Origin of the sequence: Paraburkholderia sp. GV068 (assembly GCF_003058125.1) — a bacterium.
Taxonomy (GTDB): Bacteria; Pseudomonadota; Gammaproteobacteria; order Burkholderiales; family Burkholderiaceae; genus Paraburkholderia; species Paraburkholderia graminis.
This window is the reverse complement of record NZ_QBUB01000005.1, coordinates 272536-289060: the sequence shown is the minus strand read 5'-3', so window position 1 is coordinate 289060 and position 16525 is coordinate 272536. Positions and strand designations below refer to the sequence as shown.

General features: G+C 64.4%; 13 protein-coding genes. 7 read left to right on the top strand and 6 right to left on the bottom strand.

All coding sequences use genetic code 11. From position 1 onward, the window contains the following. The first annotated feature begins 77 nt into the window (after positions 1 to 77). Complete coding sequence (locus tag C8K18_RS13435) at positions 78 to 434, top strand: hypothetical protein (protein ID WP_107707741.1); 357 nt, start codon at positions 78 to 80, stop codon at positions 432 to 434. A 68-nt stretch (positions 435 to 502) separates the two neighbouring features. Beyond that, positions 503 to 1006, top strand: a complete 504-nt coding sequence (locus tag C8K18_RS13430) for an LEA type 2 family protein (RefSeq protein WP_006048964.1) — start codon at positions 503 to 505, stop codon at positions 1004 to 1006. 10 nt (positions 1007 to 1016) lie between these two features. Here the strand turns inward: C8K18_RS13430 and C8K18_RS13425 are convergent, their stop codons facing one another. The 3 genes from C8K18_RS13425 to C8K18_RS13415 all read right to left on the bottom strand — a co-directional run bounded on the left by C8K18_RS13425 (position 1017) and on the right by C8K18_RS13415 (position 6267). Beyond that, a complete protein-coding gene (locus tag C8K18_RS13425) occupies positions 1017 to 2195 on the bottom strand; it encodes an acetyl-CoA C-acyltransferase (RefSeq protein ID WP_107707740.1) in 1179 nt (392 codons plus the stop codon). A 116-nt stretch (positions 2196 to 2311) separates the two neighbouring features. Further along, positions 2312 to 4396 (bottom strand): 3-hydroxyacyl-CoA dehydrogenase NAD-binding domain-containing protein, encoded by a 2085-nt coding sequence (locus tag C8K18_RS13420; RefSeq protein ID WP_107707739.1) that lies wholly within the window; start codon positions 4394 to 4396, stop codon positions 2312 to 2314. Between the two features lie 185 nt (positions 4397 to 4581). Next, positions 4582 to 6267 carry a 3-(methylthio)propionyl-CoA ligase gene (locus C8K18_RS13415; protein ID WP_029968383.1) on the bottom strand — a complete coding sequence of 562 codons (1686 nt, stop codon included), beginning with the start codon at positions 6265 to 6267 and terminating at the stop codon, positions 4582 to 4584. 221 nt (positions 6268 to 6488) lie between these two features. On the opposite strand from C8K18_RS13415, the gene C8K18_RS13410 reads away from it, so the two are divergent. From C8K18_RS13410 to C8K18_RS13390, 5 genes are all read left to right on the top strand, one after another. Next, positions 6489 to 8045 (top strand): YdiU family protein, encoded by a 1557-nt coding sequence (locus C8K18_RS13410; protein ID WP_107707738.1) that lies wholly within the window; start codon positions 6489 to 6491, stop codon positions 8043 to 8045. A 61-nt stretch (positions 8046 to 8106) separates the two neighbouring features. Further along, complete coding sequence (gene msrB / locus C8K18_RS13405) at positions 8107 to 8529, top strand: peptide-methionine (R)-S-oxide reductase MsrB (RefSeq protein ID WP_006048959.1); 423 nt, start codon at positions 8107 to 8109, stop codon at positions 8527 to 8529. A gap of 176 nt (positions 8530 to 8705) precedes the next feature. Next, positions 8706 to 9236 carry a septation protein A gene (locus C8K18_RS13400; protein WP_006048958.1) on the top strand — a complete coding sequence of 177 codons (531 nt, stop codon included), beginning with the start codon at positions 8706 to 8708 and terminating at the stop codon, positions 9234 to 9236. A 1-nt stretch (position 9237) separates the two neighbouring features. After that, the gene (locus C8K18_RS13395) at positions 9238 to 9549 is read left to right on the top strand and encodes a BolA family transcriptional regulator (protein WP_006048957.1); all 312 of its coding nucleotides are present in this window, start codon (positions 9238 to 9240) and stop codon (positions 9547 to 9549) included. Positions 9550 to 9560: 11 nt separating this feature from the next. Next, positions 9561 to 10340, top strand: coding sequence for a peptidylprolyl isomerase (locus tag C8K18_RS13390; RefSeq protein ID WP_006048956.1), 780 nt, complete (start codon positions 9561 to 9563; stop codon positions 10338 to 10340). 55 nt (positions 10341 to 10395) lie between these two features. On the opposite strand, the gene C8K18_RS13385 is transcribed toward C8K18_RS13390, so the two are convergent. The 3 genes from C8K18_RS13385 to purL all read right to left on the bottom strand — a co-directional run bounded on the left by C8K18_RS13385 (position 10396) and on the right by purL (position 16374). Next, on the bottom strand, positions 10396 to 11688 hold the full coding sequence (locus tag C8K18_RS13385) for a HipA domain-containing protein (protein WP_107707737.1): 1293 nt from the start codon (positions 11686 to 11688) through the stop codon (positions 10396 to 10398). Continuing rightward, positions 11678 to 11965, bottom strand: a complete 288-nt coding sequence (locus C8K18_RS13380; protein ID WP_006048954.1) for a helix-turn-helix domain-containing protein — start codon at positions 11963 to 11965, stop codon at positions 11678 to 11680. The genes C8K18_RS13385 and C8K18_RS13380 overlap by 11 nt, the downstream gene beginning before the upstream one ends. Before the next feature lie 314 nt (positions 11966 to 12279). After that, on the bottom strand, positions 12280 to 16374 hold the full coding sequence (purL, locus tag C8K18_RS13375) for a phosphoribosylformylglycinamidine synthase (protein ID WP_107707736.1): 4095 nt from the start codon (positions 16372 to 16374) through the stop codon (positions 12280 to 12282). Positions 16375 to 16525 lie beyond the last annotated feature (151 nt).

The window sequence follows — 16525 nt, the reverse complement described above, 5'->3', positions numbered from 1 at the left end:
CGTCGGCGACTGCGGCTGTTTTCCGCGGCAGCGGGTCAATAAGCTGAATGGCATGCAAACGCACCAAAGGAAACGTTATGTCAGCTCACGCCAACATCAATGTGTGCCGTCTCGCTGCGGGCCAGGTCGCGCTGCACGACCTGCGCGCGAGGAGCGCCGTCGTCGCGGTCGAAGGCGATCTGCACCTCGTCGTCCGCGATCATTCGCTGTCGTGGCTCGGCGACGCGGTTCCGTCGACATCGATCGTGCTCAGCGAAGGCGAGTGCTTCGTGCCCATCGAACGCAGCATGGTGTCGATCAGCGCGTTGCATGGAAAAGCCGCGGCGTTCGCACTGCCCGCATCGCATGCAGCAGCTAGAAGCAATACGCAGCACGCGAATGGGATTCGCCAACTCGCCGCGTTTCTCAAAGCGACGCTGCGGCGCGCTGCCTGATGCGTTGCCGCGCGCCGCCTGTCGCCCGCTACAATGCATGACCCCATCCGCTCTTCGAGGTGCCGGTCATGTCCTTTGTCCGCAAGCTGTTCGGCGCGAGTCTGTTGCGCGTCGCCGCGTTGTGCGCGGTTCTCACGCTGACGCTCAGCGGCTGCGCGGGGCTGTTCGGCGGCGACCCGTTGCGCGTGAGCGTGGCGGGCATCGAACCGCTCGAAAGCCAGGGGCTGGAAGTGCGCTTTAACGTCAAGCTGCGCGTGCAGAATCCGAACGAATCGGCGGTGAGCTTCAACGGCGTGTCGCTCGATCTCGAACTGAACGGCCACTCTTTTGCGAGCGGCGTCAGCGATCAAGCCGGCACCGTGCCGCGCTATGGCGAAACGGTGCTGAACGTGCCGTTGACGGTGCCCGCATTCGCCGCGGTGCGCCAGGCCTTCGCGTTCGCCGGCGCCGCGCAGTCGGGACAGGTTCCGTATATTCTGCGCGGCAAGCTGGCGGGCGGCCCATTCGGCACCGCGCGTTTCGTCGATCAGGGCATGCTCAGCCTGCCGATGTCCGGCGCCGGCATGCCGTAATCACGCGACCTCAGACCACTTCAAAGAGGCCCGCAGCGCCCTGCCCGCCGCCGATGCACATCGTCACCACGACGAGCTTCGCGCCGCGCCGCGTGCCTTCGATCAGCGCATGTCCGGCGAGGCGCGCGCCCGACACGCCATACGGATGGCCCACCGCAATCGCGCCACCGTTCACGTTCAAGCGCTCCTGATCGATGCCGAGCTTGTCCGCGCAATACAGCACCTGCACGGCGAACGCTTCGTTCAGTTCCCACAGGTCGATGTCCCCGACTTTCAGACCGGCCTGCTTGAGCAGCTTGGGCACCGCGAAAACCGGGCCGATGCCCATCTCGTCCGGTTCGCAGCCGGCCACCGCGAAGCCGCGGAAAATGCCGAGCGGCTGCAGCCCTTCGCGTTCCGCGAGCTTCGCGTTCATCACCACGCAAGCCGACGCGCCGTCGGAAAACTGGCTCGCGTTGCCCGCGGTAATCACGCCGCCGGGCAGCGCCGTGCGGATCTTCGATACGCCTTCGAGTGTCGTGTCCGCGCGAATGCCCTCGTCGCCGCTGACGGTGACTTCCTTCGTATAAAGACGCCCCGTTGCCTTGTCGGCGACACCCGCGAGTACCGTCAACGGCACGATCTCGTCGTTGAAGCGGCCGGCTTCGAGCGCGGCCGCGGCGCGCTGCTGCGAGCGCACGCCGTATTCGTCCTGACGTTCCTTCGAAATCGAATAGCGTTTCGCGACGTTCTCGGCGGTCTGCAACATCGACCAGTAGATTTCCGGCTTGTTTTCGCTGAGCCAGCCTTCGGTCATCATGTGGCGGTTCATCTCGTTCTGCACGCACGAGATGGATTCCACGCCGCCCGCGACGAACACATCGCCTTCGCCGGCGATCACGCGCTGCGCGGCAAGCGCGATAGTTTGCAATCCCGACGAACAGAAACGGTTGACCGTCATGCCCGGCACGCTGACCGGCAAGCCCGCGCGCAGCGCGATCTGCCGCGCGATGTTCATGCCCGTTGCGCCTTCCGGATTCGCGCATCCCATGATCACGTCCTCGATGCGCGCCGGGTCCAGCTTCGCGCGCTCGACCACGGCCTTCGTCACGTGGCCGCCGAGCGTCGCGCCGTGGGTCATGTTGAAACCGCCACGCCATGATTTGGCGAGCCCCGTGCGGGCGGTCGATACGATTACGGCGTCAGTCATGCGAATCTCCTGCGTGTCAATGTCGATGGTGGCGCACGCGCTAATGCGCTAATGCGCGCGAGTGACCCGCGCCACCTTTGTCGTTCGATGCGAGCGTTTTTGCTCTACGCGTCAGCTCAGCCGTTAAACGTGCGGCCCTGCGCCGCCAGTTCGGCGATGCTCGGCGCAAGTTGCCACGCGTCGCCGTTCGGCTGCGATGCGTAGCGGCGTATCGCGCGCTCGACGTTGTAAAGCCCGACGGTATCCGCGTACAGCATCGGACCGCCGCGATAAAGCGGGAAGCCGTAGCCGGTCAGATAGACCATGTCGATGTCCGACGCTTTCGACGCAATGCCTTCCTCGAGTATCTTCGCGCCTTCGTTCACGAGCGCGAACACGAGGCGCTCGACGATTTCCTCGTCGCCGATCTTGCGCCGCTCGCTACCGGTTTCCTTCGAATAAGCGACGATCATTTCGTCCACCATTTTCGACGGATACGCGGTGCGGTCGCCCGCCTTGTAGTCGTACCAGCCGCCGCCGGTTTTCTGGCCGAAGCGCCCGGTCTCGCACAAACGGTCGGCGATCTTCGAGTAGTGCATGTCAGGCTGTTCCTGATAGCGGCGCTTGCGGATCGCCCAGCCGATGTCGTTGCCCGCCAGATCGCTCATGCGGAACGGCCCCATCGCAAAGCCGAATTTTTCGATGGCCCGATCGACCTGCGCAGGCAGCGCGCCTTCTTCAAGCATGAAGAGCGCTTGGCGGATGTACTGCTCGATCATCCGGTTGCCGATAAAGCCGTCGCACACGCCCGAAACAACCGCGGTCTTCTTTATCTTTTTCGCGAGCTTCATGACGGTGGCGAGCACGTCTTTCGCGGTCTTCTCGCCACGCACCACTTCGAGCAGCTTCATCACATTGGCCGGACTGAAGAAGTGCGTGCCGACGACGTCCTGCGAACGCTTCGTGAACGCGGCGATCTTGTCGACATCGAGCGTCGACGTGTTCGACGCGAGAATCGCGCCCGGCTTCGCGATTTCATCAAGACGCCTGAATACCTGCTCCTTGACGCCGAGTTCCTCGAACACCGCTTCGACGATCAGGTCGGCGTTCTTCAGGTCGTCGTAGGAAAGCGTGGTCGTGATGAGCGCCATGCGCTCCTGCAGCGCCTCGGGCTTGAGCTTGCCCTTCTTCACGCTCGCTTCGTAATTGTTGCGGATCGTGGCAAGACCGCGCTCGAGCGCGTCCTGCTTCATCTCGAGCAGCGTGACCGGAATGCCCGCGTTGATGAAGTTCATCGCGATGCCGCCGCCCATCGTGCCCGCGCCGATCACCGCGACCTGACGGATCTCGCGCACCGGCGTATCGGCCGGCACATCGGGAATCTTGCTCGCCGCGCGTTCGGCGAAGAACGCATGGCGCAGCGCGCGGCTCTCGGGCGTTTGCACGAGCGCGACGAAGCACTCGCGCTCGAATGCGAGGCCCTTGTCGAAGCCGTTTTTCACGCCGGCCTCCACTGCGTCGATACATTTGAGCGGCGCGGGAAAATTCTTCGCGATAGCCGCGACGCTGTTGCGCGCGAACTGAATGAAACCTTCCGGGTTTGGATGCTCGATCTCGCGATCGCGCACTTTCGGATGCGGGCCTTGTTTCGCACCGACCTTGCGCGCAAACGCGAGCGCGGCTTGCGTGAGATCGCCTTCGGCGAGTTCGTCGAAGAGACCGGAACCGGCCAGTTTCTGCGAGTCGACCGGCGCGCCGGACACGATCATGTTGAGCGCGGCTTCGAGGCCGATTGCCCGCGGCAGACGCTGCGTGCCGCCCGCGCCCGGCAGAATGCCGAGCTTCACTTCGGGCAATGCGATCTGCGCGCCGGGCGCGGCGATGCGGTAGTGCGCGCCGAGCGCGAGTTCGAGGCCGCCGCCCATCGCGACGCTGTGAATGGCCGCGACCACTGGCTTGGCGCTCCCTTCCACGGTCTTGATGACGGTGGCGAGCGTCGGCTCCTGGGTCGCCTTCGGCGTGTTGAATTCGGTGATGTCGGCGCCGCCCGAGAAGGCCTTGCCCGCGCCCGTCAGCACGATGGCCCGGATGGCCGGATCGCGCTGTGCGCGCTCGATGCCCTCGACGATCCCCGCGCGCGTCGACAGGCCGAGGCCGTTGACGGGAGGATTGTTCAGCGTGATGACGGCCACGCCGTCATGGATTGTGTAGTCCACTGCCATCTGCCTGCCTCCGTGCGATGCATTGCATCCATGAGATGAGGCGGCGCAGCGCGCGCCGCCCGTCCGGTTGATCGAGCCGGCGAATGGCCCAACTCGAATGCGCCGGCCTTCGTCTTCAGCTTAGGTCGGCGGTTCCGGTGTCAGCAGGCAGAATACACAAAAAAGCACGCTCGTTCAATTTGCGATCAGGCGGGGTTTCCCCTGGCGAGCGGGCAATCGCCTTCGTGCATGCGGTCTTCGAGCGCGGACGGCAGCACATGATCGCGGAAAATATCGCGCAGCTTGAGCTTCTGCAGTTTGCCCGTCGCCGTATGCGGCAGTTCGTCGACGAACACGACGTCGTCCGGAATCCACCACTTGGCGACCTTGCCGTTGTAGAACGCGAGCAGTTCGTCGCGCGTCACGTCGAGGCCCGCGCGCTTGACCACGACGAGGAGCGGCCGCTCGGTCCACTTCGGATGCGCGCACGCAATGCACGCCGCTTCGGCCACTGCCGGGTGCGCGATCGCGACGTTTTCCACGTCGATCGAACTGATCCATTCGCCGCCCGACTTGATCACGTCCTTCGAGCGGTCCGTGATCTGCAGGAAGCCGTCGTGATCGATGGTCGCCACGTCGCCGGTCGGAAACCAGCCGTCCACGAGCGGCGAGTCGTCCTTGCGGAAATATCGGTCGATCACCCACGGTCCGCGCACGTACAGATCGCCGAACGCGACGCCGTCCCACGGCAACTCCTGTCCGTCGTCGCCGACGATCTTCATATCGACGCCATAGAGCGCATGCCCCTGCTTCTCGAGCAACTTGCGCTGCTCCGCGACAGGCCGCTGCGATTGTTCCCACGTAAGTTTGGAGAGCGTGCCGAGCGGCGACATCTCTGTCATGCCCCATGCATGAATGACCTGCACGCCGTAGTCGTCGACGAAGCTGCGCAGCATCGCCGGCGGACACGCGGAGCCGCCGATCACCGTGCGCTCCAGCGACGAAAACCGCGAGCCGCTTTCGCGCAGATAGTTGAGCAGGCCGAGCCAGACGGTCGGCACGCCCGCCGAATACGTGACGCGTTCGCGCTCCATGAGTTCGAACAGCGACTTGCCGTCGAGGTCCTTGCCGGGGAACACGAGCTTTGCGCCGGTGAGCGGCGCGGCGTGCGGGATGCCCCATGCGTTGACATGGAACATCGGCACGACGGGCAGCACGGAATCGCGCGCGGACAGCGCCATCGCATCGGGCAAGGACGCGCCGAACGCATGCAGCACCGTCGAGCGATGCGAGTACAGCGCGCCTTTCGGATTGCCGGTCGTGCCCGACGTATAGCAGAGATACGACGCCTGCCGTTCGTCGATGGGCGGCCACTCGAAGTCGCCGTCGTGCGCGTTCACGAGCGTTTCGTAGCTGAGCACGGGCGTTTGCATGGCCGGCAGATGCGCTTCGTCGGCGAGCGCGATCCAGCCGCGCACTTTCGGACATTGCGGCGCGAGCCCGTCGACGAGCGGCGCGAACGTGGTGTCGAAGAGCACGTAGGCGTCGTCGGCGTGATTGACGATGTAGGCGATCTGATCGGGAAAAAGCCGCGGGTTGATCGTGTGGCAGACCGCGCCGAAGCCGGTCGTGCCGTAGTACGTTTCTAGATGCCGGTAGCCGTTCCATGCGAGCGTCGCGACACGCTCGCCGGGCTGCACGCCAAGCGCGATGAGCGCCTGCGCGAGTTGCTTCGCGCGCCGTTCGCAATCGCGATAGGTATAACGGTGGATGTCGCCTTCAATGCGCCGCGACACGATCTCGGCGGTGCCGAAATGCCGCGCGGCGTGCGCAAGCAGCGAGGACACGGTGAGGGGCACGTCCATCATCTGGCCAAGCAGCGGCATCGTCATAAAGAGTCGTCTCCTCGCCTTTTGCTTTTCAAAGAGTGCGGATCGGAAAGCGCCGTGCGCGGGAAATCCGCCGCGGCAGTGAAATTGCTGAAGCAGTCGGCAAGCGAGCCGGCGGCTCGCCACGCATCGGCAGCCACGCGGCCCGCGCGGCTTACGTGCCGGCCCGCCAGCAGCGCCGCGGGTGCGGACTTACAATATCGGTTAATAGTGAGGCGCTCAACATGTCGTTTTCCCCAAGCATTGCAGGCCTGTCCGGGCCTTTGGCGGCACTTTCCGAAGCTCTTTCCACCTCCAACGAAAACGCGTTCGCGCAGCTTGGCAGCACATTTGTCACGCGTTTGCCGGCCACGCCGCTCAACGCGCCGTACGTCGTCGGTTTCTCTTCCGAGACCGCGGCGATGCTCGGCCTGGAGCCGGGGCTCGAAAAAGATCCGGGCTTCGCCGAGCTGTTTTCGGGCAACGCCACGCGCGAATGGCCGGCAGACGCGCTGCCCTATGCATCGGTCTATTCGGGGCATCAGTTCGGCGTGTGGGCGGGTCAACTCGGCGACGGCCGCGCGCTCGGACTCGGCGAAGTCGAACATGACGGCCAGCGCTTCGAGCTGCAACTGAAAGGCGCGGGCCGCACACCCTATTCGCGCATGGGCGACGGCCGCGCGGTGCTGCGCTCGTCGATTCGCGAGTTCCTGTGTTCGGAGGCGATGCATCATCTCGGCATTCCGACCACGCGCGCGTTGTGCGTGATCGGCTCCGATCAGCCGGTGCGGCGCGAGGAAGTCGAAACGGCCGCCGTGGTCACGCGCGTCGCGCCGAGCTTCGTGCGCTTCGGCCACTTCGAGCACTTCTATTCGAACGACCGCACGGACGCGCTGCGCGCGCTCGCCGATCATGTGATCGAGCGCTTCTATCCGCATTGCCGCGAAGCCGACGACCCGTATCTCGCGCTGCTGAACGAAGCGGTGCTGTCCACCGCCGACCTGATGGTCGAATGGCAGGCCGTGGGCTTTTGCCACGGCGTGATGAACACCGACAACATGTCGATCCTCGGTCTGACGATCGACTACGGCCCGTTCGGCTTCATGGACGGCTTCGACGCCGGCTATATCTGCAATCACTCCGATTCGCAAGGCCGTTACGCGTACCGGATGCAGCCGCAAATCGCGTACTGGAATCTCTTCTGCCTCGCACAAGGGCTCTTGCCGCTGCTCGGCGAACGCTATGAAGAGAGCGTGCGCGGCGACAAGTCGATCGAAGACGCGCAGCGGGTGCTCGCCGGTTTCAAGGACCGCTTCGGTCCGGCGCTCGAGCGGCGCATGAGCGCGAAGCTCGGACTCGAGATCGAGCGCGACGGCGACGCGGCGCTCGTGAATCGCCTGTTCGACGTGATGCACGCGAATCGCGCCGATTTCACGCTGACGTTCCGCAATCTCGCGCGTCTCTCGAAACGTGACGCGAGCGGCGACGCGCCGGTGCGCGATCTGTTCCTCGATCGCGCCGCGTTCGACGCGTGGGCGAACGACTATCGCGCGCGGCTGTCCCATGAAACACGCGACGACGCGGCGCGCGCCATTGCAATGAACCGCGTCAACCCCAAATTCGTTCTTCGCAATCATCTGGCGGAAACGGCGATCCGCCGCGCGAAAGAGAAGGACTTTTCCGAACTGGAGCGTCTGGCCGCCGTGCTGCGCCGTCCGTTCGACGAACAGCCCGAGCATGAAGCGTATGCCGGCTTGCCGCCCGACTGGGCAAGCTCGCTCGAAGTGAGCTGCTCGTCGTGACGCGCGCGACGCCGCATCGCGCGAACCGCGCTCCCACCCAAGCCCGAGAGAGGAACCGACCATGAACAATCCCGACGACCTCAAGCACGACGCCCCGGCCGTACAGAAAGACGACGCCGAGTGGCGCAAGCAGCTTTCCGACATCGAATATCAGGTGACGCGGCACGCGGCCACCGAGCGTCCCTTCACCGGCCGCTATCACGATCACTGGGATCGCGGCATCTACGACTGTGTCTGTTGCGGCACGCCGCTGTTCGAGTCGGACACCAAGTTCGACGCCGGCTGCGGCTGGCCGAGCTACTTCAAGCCGATCAACGGCGAAGTGATCGCGGAGAAGACCGACCGCTCGCACGGCATGCTGCGCATCGAGGTGCAATGCAAGAACTGCGGCGCGCATCTCGGCCACGTGTTCGAGGACGGCCCCGCGCCGACCGGTCTTCGCTACTGCATCAATTCGGCTGCGTTACAATTCGAGCCCAAGTAACGCAGCGCGTGCGCTGATGGCGGGACCTGACGAGTGGTTGGCGGCCGCTTGCACGGTCCGCCAGGCGCCGTCGGTCGTGATGCTGAAGCTGAGCGCCCGGCGCAGCCAGCCAGTTGGCGGATCACGGCGCGGCGCCCCTGCCTCTCCGACCCACTTCCCGAGTTCCCCGTCCACACATGAAATTTCTGTTCGATCTGTTCCCGATCATCCTGTTCTTCGTCGCCTTCAAGGTGTGGGGCATCTTCACGGCGACGGCAGTGGCGATCGTCGCCACGCTGGTGCAGATCGCGTGGGTGGCCTTCCGCCATCGCAAGGTGGATCCGATGCTGTGGGTGAGCCTCGGCGTCGTCACCGTGTTCGGCGGCGCGACGCTCGTGCTGCATAACGACACCTTCATCAAGTGGAAGCCGACCGTGCTGTACTGGGCTTTCTCCGTCGTGCTGATCGTCTCGCAACTGGCCTTCAACAAGAACCTCATCGAAGCGATGATGGGCAAGCAGATCACGCTGCCGCACGCGATCTGGGGCAAGCTGAATGTCATCTGGGCGATCTTTTTCGTGCTGCTCGGGCTGCTCAATCTGTTCGTCGCGTACAACTACACGACCGACCAATGGGTCAATTTCAAACTGTTCGGCGCGACCGGCTGTCTGGTGGTGTTTATCGTCGGGCAAAGCTTGTGGCTGTCGAAGTACATGAAGGAGGAATGACATGAGCGACGTGTTCATGCACGCCACCACCGCCGAGCGCGCCGCGCTGATCGAGGCGCGTCTCACGGCTGCGCTCGCGCCCATCGCGTCGATCCAGATCACCGACGACAGCGCGCAGCACGCAGGCCACGCCGGAGCCTCTGCCGGCGGTCATTTCAGCGTCACGATCGTGGCCGCCGCGTTCGCCGGGAAGCCCCGCGTGGCGCGGCATCGCATGGTGTATGATGCGCTGGCCGACGCCATGCAGCGCGGCATTCATGCCCTTGCCATCACGGCTTACACGCCCGAAGAATTCGCTTTGTTGCCCCGCTAGGAAACCTTCCGATGACCTTGAAGAAAACCCGCCTTTGGGTATTGCTGGCTGCGTTTGCGGCCGCACCTGCATTCGCACAGAACATCGCCGTGGTGAACGGCACGCCGATTCCGAAAGCGCGCGCCGACGCGCTGATCGATCAACTGGTTCATCAAGGCCAGCAAAACACGCCGCAATTGCAGATGGCAGTGCGCGAAGAGCTGGTGAATCGCGAGATCCTGATGCAGGAAGCGCTGCGCCGCGGGCTGCCGAATCGGCCGGACATCAAGGCGCAAATCGCCGTCGCACAGCAAACGGTCGTGCTGCGCGCGCTGATCGAAGACTTCGTGAAGAAGAACACGCCGAGCGACGCGGAAGTCACCGCTCGCTATAACGCGCTCATCAAGGACGCGGGCGGCAAGGAGTATCACCTGCATCACATCCTCGTCGACAACGAACAGCAGGCGAAGGACCTGATCGCGAAGATCAAGGGCGGCGCGAGCTTCGAGGATCTCGCCAAGCAATATTCGAAGGACCCGGGCTCGGGCAAGAACGGCGGCGACCTCGACTGGTCCGATCCGAAAGCCTACGTGCCCGAGTTCGCGGACGCGGCCACGCATCTGCAGAAAGGCCAGATGAGCGAGACGCCGGTGCATACGCAATTCGGCTGGCACATCATCCGCGTGGACGACGTGCGCAGCATCACGCCGCCGCCGCTGGAACAGGTGCGCCCGCAGATCGTGCAGCAGATTCAGCAGGAAAAGCTGCAGGCGTTCGAAGAAGGTCTGCGCAAGAACGCGAAGATCCAGTAAGCGGCAAGCTGGTTCGCTTCATGGCCCCGTTCAGTCGATGACTGAACGGGGCTTTTTATTTGCGCAGCGCCCGGCTCATTTCAGCAAGCGGCATTGCAACGATCGAATCGAGCAGGCGGACTTCGCCGGCATTCGGCTGCGCGATTTCGTCGACGGCCCGCCGCGTGTTCTCCACCTTCGCGTCGGCCAGTGCCAGCATTTCGTCCAGCAATTTCTCGCAGCCTTTCAGAGGAAGGCGCAGTGCTTGCCCGAACTCGAGCATGTTCTTCCTGGAGATGTCGGCGAAACGCGTGGCCTGACCGACAGGCATGGTCAGATCGCAGTCGGGCCAGCGGTCCTGATTGTGCGGCTGGTAAGTCGGCGTGTGATAGACGACTGTGCTCACCAGGTCATAGAACGGCGCGAGCATGTAGCCCCGGAAAGTCGCGAAAAACGACACGTTCTTGAGATGCGAGTCCGCATTGCCGATAAGCACATTGAAGATGGCCCAACGGAACAGATGCAGCCGCGCGACGGCTCGCGTGCTGGTTATCTCGATGGCATCGCTCAATACCTGCGCGTTCGCGTTCCGGTATTTGAAGCTGCGGTCGTAGTTCAGCAGCTGCATCGCGTCGATCGTGTGCAGGCGCCGAACCGGCTCGCTGGAGATGTCGCGATCGAAGCGGTCGATCACATAACACGCCGACGGCACGCGCAGAAAATGCGTGGGCGGCACCGGCAGACCCATGGCCTGCGCCAGTCGCATGCAGAAAAATTCGTTGATTGCCGAATGCGGATAGCCCGTGCTTCGCATATCGGGCTTCAGCAAATGCATGGACGGCTCGCTGCCTAGCGGCTCGAGAAGCTCGTACTCCGGTGCATTGCCCCTTAACGTCAAAAGAAGCTTCTGCTGCGCGCCAGCCGCCGACATGCGCTTGGGTGCGGTGGCGGTCAGCGCACGTTCGGGCATGGCGCGAATGCGCGCGTCGAGATTGGCGTACGACAACGGTTGCAAACCGCCCGAAGCCTCGCGCTCGCCTTCCGCGAGCAGAGTCAGCGCGCCTGCCGATTCCCGGCCGTAGTAGGCGAGCAGACCCCACGCATCGTTTGCATCGACGGTGGCTTCGCGAGCAAGCGCCGCGCGCATTTCTTCTTCGGGCAACAGATTATCGAAGAACCATTGAACCGGCCTCTCGCTCGAGCCATCGACAAAAGACGCGGACTGGAACGCGAAAGCGGGCGAAAGCGCGAACGCGTCGCCGTAGCCGAGCCATTCCTCGTCGTAGGTGAACGACCAGACGCCGTTTTCATCGCTCACGGTGCCGACGCGTCGGCGGTTAGCGTATGCGACGAGTGTTCTAGCCGCCACGATTGCTCCGCCGGCGACGAGGTGCACCTGCGGCCGCGGCCGCAGGAAGATCGACGGGGGTCTCGGCGCGCAGTGTTATGCCGAGTTCGCCAAGCAGATGCAATACCTTGCCGATCTGCGCCGTCGTCTTGCCCGCCTCGATGTGGCTGATGAATTTGGGCGACAGGCCGGTGGCAAGCGCGACGTCGTCCCGCGTGAGCCCTTGGGCGAGCCGCGATGCTCGCGCAAGTTCGCCCAATTGCGCAATGTCAGTAATCAACACTCCGGATTCCCGCACTTTCGACTCCCTCGCCGTCCGTATCCGCTCGGGAACATTATGGCATAGCGCAGCGGTGCAAAGCCGTTTTCGTACCCGAGCGGATACGAAGCGGGTCAAAATGGGTGAAACCGGGTGTTTCGTACCCGAGCGGATACGAAACCGGTGAAAAGCGGGAGAAATGAGGTGTTTCGTACCCGAGCGGGTACGAAGAGAAGTGGACCGAAGCGGCCGCGTGGGCTAGGACGGCGACCTGCGGCTCGGCGCAGCGGAACAGGCTGCCGCGAAAAACGCGGCAGCCTGTTCTACGGCTCTACCGGCTACGCTCCAGGCGATCAGCCCAACCAGCGCCGTGCGTTCTGGAACACGCGCAGCCACGGGCTTGCGTCGGTGGCGCCCTCGCCCCAGCCTTCCGGATGCCAGCTCATCTGCACCGCGCGGTGCACGCGCTCGGTGTGCGGCATCAGCACCGTGAAGCGGCCGTCCGGCGTCGTGACCGACGTGATGCCGTCCGGCGAACCGTTCGGGTTGAACGGATACTGCTCGGTCGCCTGACCGCGGTGATCGATATAGCGCATTGCCACCGCGACCTTCGACGCATCGCCCTGCTGCGAGAAGTCCGCGTAACCCTCGCCGTGCGCGACCGCGACCGGAATGCGCGAGCCTTCCATGCCGGCGAAGAAAATCGACGGCGAAGCCTCGACCTGCACGAGCGAAAAGCGCGCTTCGAATTTCTCCGACTTGTTGCGCGTGAACTTCGGCCAGGCTTCGGCGCCCGGAATCATCGACGCGAGGCTGCTCATCATCTGGCAGCCGTTGCAGATGCCGAGCGCGAAGGTGTCCGCACGGCCGAAGAACGCCGCGAACATGTCGGCGAGTTGCGCGTTGAAGCGGATCGCCTTCGCCCAGCCTTCGCCCGCGCCGAGCGTGTCGCCGTACGAGAAGCCGCCGCACGCAACCGCGCCGGCAAAGTCAGCGAGGTTCGCACGTCCCGCGAGCAGATCGCTCATGTGCACGTCGTGCGCGTCGAAACCGGCGCGGTCGAACGCATAAGCCGTTTCCAGGTGCGAGTTCACGCCCTGCTCGCGCAGGATCGCCACACGCGGACGCGCGCTCTTGCCGACGTACGGCGCGGCGACGTCTTCGGCGGGATCGTACGTCAGCACCGGCGTGATGCCCGGATCGGCGGCGTCGAGCAGCGTGTCGTATTCGGCGTCCGCACAAGCCGGGTTGTCGCGCAGACGCGAAATGCGCCAGCTCACCTCGCTCCACGCGCGATGCAGTTCCACGCGAGGCGCTTCGTAGACCTTCTTCGCATCGCGATAAATTTCGATGACGTCGCGGTCGTTGATCTTGCCGATCACATGCGAGCAGGCCGCGAGGCCATGTTCGCGCAACGCGGCGAGCACCACGTCGCGGTCGGCTGCGCGCACCTGCACCACGGCGCCGAGTTCTTCGTTGAAAAGCGCGCGGATCGTGCGGTCTTCGCGGCGGCCGCTCGTCTGCTTCGCCCAGTCTTTGGCGTCGCCGTAATCGGACTCGTGATGCGGGTCGAGCACCAGCATGTCGACGTTCAGCGACACGCCGACGTGGCCCGCGAACGCCATTTCGCAGACCGTCGCCCACAGGCCGCCGTCGGAGCGGTCGTGGTAAGCGAGCAGCTTGCCGTCGCTGTTCAGCGACTGGATCGCGTTGAAGAAGCGCTTGATGTCTTCGGGCTCGTCGACGTCCGGCACCGTGTCGCCGATCTGCTGCGTGACCTGCGCGAGGATACTGCCGCCCAGCCGATGCTTGCCGCGGCCGAGGTCGATCGCGATCAGCACCGAGTCGCCCACGCCGTCCGCACCGCTCGCGCGACGCAGTTGCGGCGTGAGATGCCGGCGCACGTCTTCCACGGGCGCAAAGGCCGAGATGATGAGCGACACCGGCGCGACCACTTCCTTCGCGACGCCGCGGTCTTCCCATTTCGTGCGCATGGACAGCGAGTCTTTGCCGACCGGAATGCTGATGCCGAGCGCCGGGCACAATTCCATGCCGATCGCCTTGACCGTGTCGTAGAGCGCCGCGTCTTCGCCCGGCGCGCCGCACGCGGCCATCCAGTTCGCCGACAGCTTGAGTTTGTCCAGCGACGCAATCGGCGCCGCTGCGATATTCGTGATCGCCTCGCCAACCGCCATGCGGCCCGACGCCGGCGCGTTGATGACGGCGAGCGGCGTACGCTCGGCCATTGTCATGGCTTCGCCGCGGAAGCCCGCGTAGTCCATCGTCGTGATCGCGACGTCCGCGACCGGCACCTGCCACGGGCCGACCATCTGGTCGCGCGCGGTCGTGCCGCCCACCGAACGGTCGCCGATGGTGATGAGGAATGACTTGCTTGCGACCGTCGGATGACGCAGCACGCTGACCGCGACTTCGGAGAGCGCGATGCCGGTCACATCGACGGCTTGCAGTTTGGACTCGACGCGCTTGACGTCGCGATGCATGCGCGGCGCCTTGCCGAGCAGCACTTCCATCGGCATGTCGACCGGTTGATGCGCGTTGTCGTCCTTCAGTTCAGGATCGATCAGCTTCAGTTGACGCTCGGCCGTGGCCGTGCCGATCACGGCGAACGGGCAGCGCTCACGCTCGCACATGGCCTGGAACGCCGGCAAATCGGCCGGCGCAATGGCCAGCACATAACGCTCTTGCGCCTCGTTCGACCAGATCTCGCGCGGCGACAAACCGCTTTCCTCGAGCTGAATCTTGCGCAGATCGAACAGCGCGCCCTTGCCTGCTCCGTCGACCACTTCCGGAAACGCGTTCGACAAACCGCCCGCGCCCACGTCGTGAATGCTCAGAATCGGATTCTTGTCGCCGAGTTGCCAGCACGCGTTGATGACTTCCTGCGCACGCCGCTCGATTTCCGGGTTGCCGCGCTGCACCGAGTCGAAGTCGAGTTCGGCTGTGTTCGTGCCCGTCGCCATCGAGCTCGCCGCGCCGCCGCCCATGCCGATACGCATGCCGGGGCCGCCGATCTGAATCAGCAGTGAGCCTTCCGGCAAGTCGTGCTTATGCGTGTGCTGATCCGAGATATTGCCGATGCCGCCCGCGATCATGATCGGCTTGTGATAGCCGCGCACGAGGCCCGCCACGTTCTGCTCGTAAGCACGGAAATAGCCGCCCAGGTTCGGCCGGCCGAATTCGTTGTTGAACGCGGCGCCGCCGAGCGGTCCGTCGATCATGATTTGCAGCGGCGACGCGATACGGTCCGGGCGGCCATACGCTTCGTACTTATTGTTCGGATTGCGATGCGCGAGCGGCTCGGCGACATCGCGCGCGTTTTCCCATGCCTCGACGGCGTCGGGCAATTCCAGGTTCGACACCGTGAAGCCCGCAAGCCCGGCCTTCGGACGCGCGCCGCGGCCCGTCGCGCCTTCGTCGCGGATTTCACCGCCCGCGCCGGTCGCGGCGCCGGGGAACGGCGAAATCGCGGTCGGGTGATTGTGCGTTTCGACCTTCATCAGCGTGTGCGTGAGCTCGACGCTGCGGCGATAGTGCTCGGGCAATTCGTTCTCGCCGAGCTGCTCCGGCGTGCGCGGGAACCAGCGCTCGGCCATGCCGCCCGCCATGATCGCCGAGTTGTCCGAATACGCGACGATCGTGCCTTGCGAATTGAGCTTCTCGGTATTGCGGATCATGTTGAAGAGCGAGATGTCCTGCTTCTCGCCGTCGATGGTCCATTCCGCGTTGAAAATCTTGTGACGGCAGTGCTCGCTGTTGGCCTGCGCGAACATCATCAGTTCGACGTCGGTCGGATTGCGGCCGAGTTTCGTGAAGGCGTCGACCAGGTAGTCGATTTCGTCGTCGGCGAGCGCGAGGCCCAGTTCCGTGTTCGCGGTTTCCAGCGCGCCGCGGCCCTGGCCCAGCACGTCGACGGTTTGCAGCGGCCTGGCCGGCAGTTCGTCGAACAGATGCAGCGCGTAATCGCGCGACGGCGCGACGCTCTCGGTCATGCGGTCGTGCAACGCGGCGGCGACGGCCTCACGGGCTTCGTCGGAGAGCGCCTTCTTGCCGCCGAGCAGCCCGCTTTTCAGCGTGACCGTGTACTCGACGCCGCGCTCGATGCGGCGCACCTGCGTGAGCCCGCACAGATGCGCGATGTCCGTTGCCTTGCTCGCCCACGGCGACACCGTGCCGAAGCGCGGCACCACGAGGAACGTCTCTGCGGCGCCGCGCTCTTTGACTTCTTCGAGCGGATGGCCGTAGTGCATCAGCGCCTCGATTTTCGCGTTGTCTTCAGCGGAAAGCGGAGCGTGCGCGTTGACGAAGTGCAGGTATTGTCCGCGCACGCCCGTGATGTTCGGGTCGATGCGCGTGAGCGTTTCGAGCAGGCGGGTTTGACGGAAATCGGAAAGGGCCGAAGCGCCGGGGAAACACGAGAAGTGGGCCATGGACTTGACGTTGCGTCGCTCAATGATGCCGAAGAGTCGCGCGTGATGGCGACATGAGGCGGAAAGGAAGTCCGGGATTATACCCCGGGAACGGGCTTCCAGCGGCCCGCGCCGTGGGCTCGCCCGCGCTCCGCGAGGCGCTCTCGGCCAT

Coding starts and splice junctions, on each gene's coding strand:
- C8K18_RS13395 (WP_006048957.1), top strand. CDS start 9,238: ATGAGCGACGTGTTCATGCACGCCACCACCGCCGAGCGCGCCGCGCTG.
- C8K18_RS13420 (WP_107707739.1), bottom strand. CDS start 4,396: ATGGCAGTGGACTACACAATCCATGACGGCGTGGCCGTCATCACGCTG.
- msrB (WP_006048959.1), top strand. CDS start 8,107: ATGAACAATCCCGACGACCTCAAGCACGACGCCCCGGCCGTACAGAAA.
- C8K18_RS13425 (WP_107707740.1), bottom strand. CDS start 2,195: ATGACTGACGCCGTAATCGTATCGACCGCCCGCACGGGGCTCGCCAAA.
- C8K18_RS13415 (WP_029968383.1), bottom strand. CDS start 6,267: ATGACGATGCCGCTGCTTGGCCAGATGATGGACGTGCCCCTCACCGTG.
- C8K18_RS13435 (WP_107707741.1), top strand. CDS start 78: ATGTCAGCTCACGCCAACATCAATGTGTGCCGTCTCGCTGCGGGCCAG.
- C8K18_RS13430 (WP_006048964.1), top strand. CDS start 503: ATGTCCTTTGTCCGCAAGCTGTTCGGCGCGAGTCTGTTGCGCGTCGCC.
- C8K18_RS13400 (WP_006048958.1), top strand. CDS start 8,706: ATGAAATTTCTGTTCGATCTGTTCCCGATCATCCTGTTCTTCGTCGCC.
- C8K18_RS13390 (WP_006048956.1), top strand. CDS start 9,561: ATGACCTTGAAGAAAACCCGCCTTTGGGTATTGCTGGCTGCGTTTGCG.
- C8K18_RS13410 (WP_107707738.1), top strand. CDS start 6,489: ATGTCGTTTTCCCCAAGCATTGCAGGCCTGTCCGGGCCTTTGGCGGCA.
- purL (WP_107707736.1), bottom strand. CDS start 16,374: ATGGCCCACTTCTCGTGTTTCCCCGGCGCTTCGGCCCTTTCCGATTTC.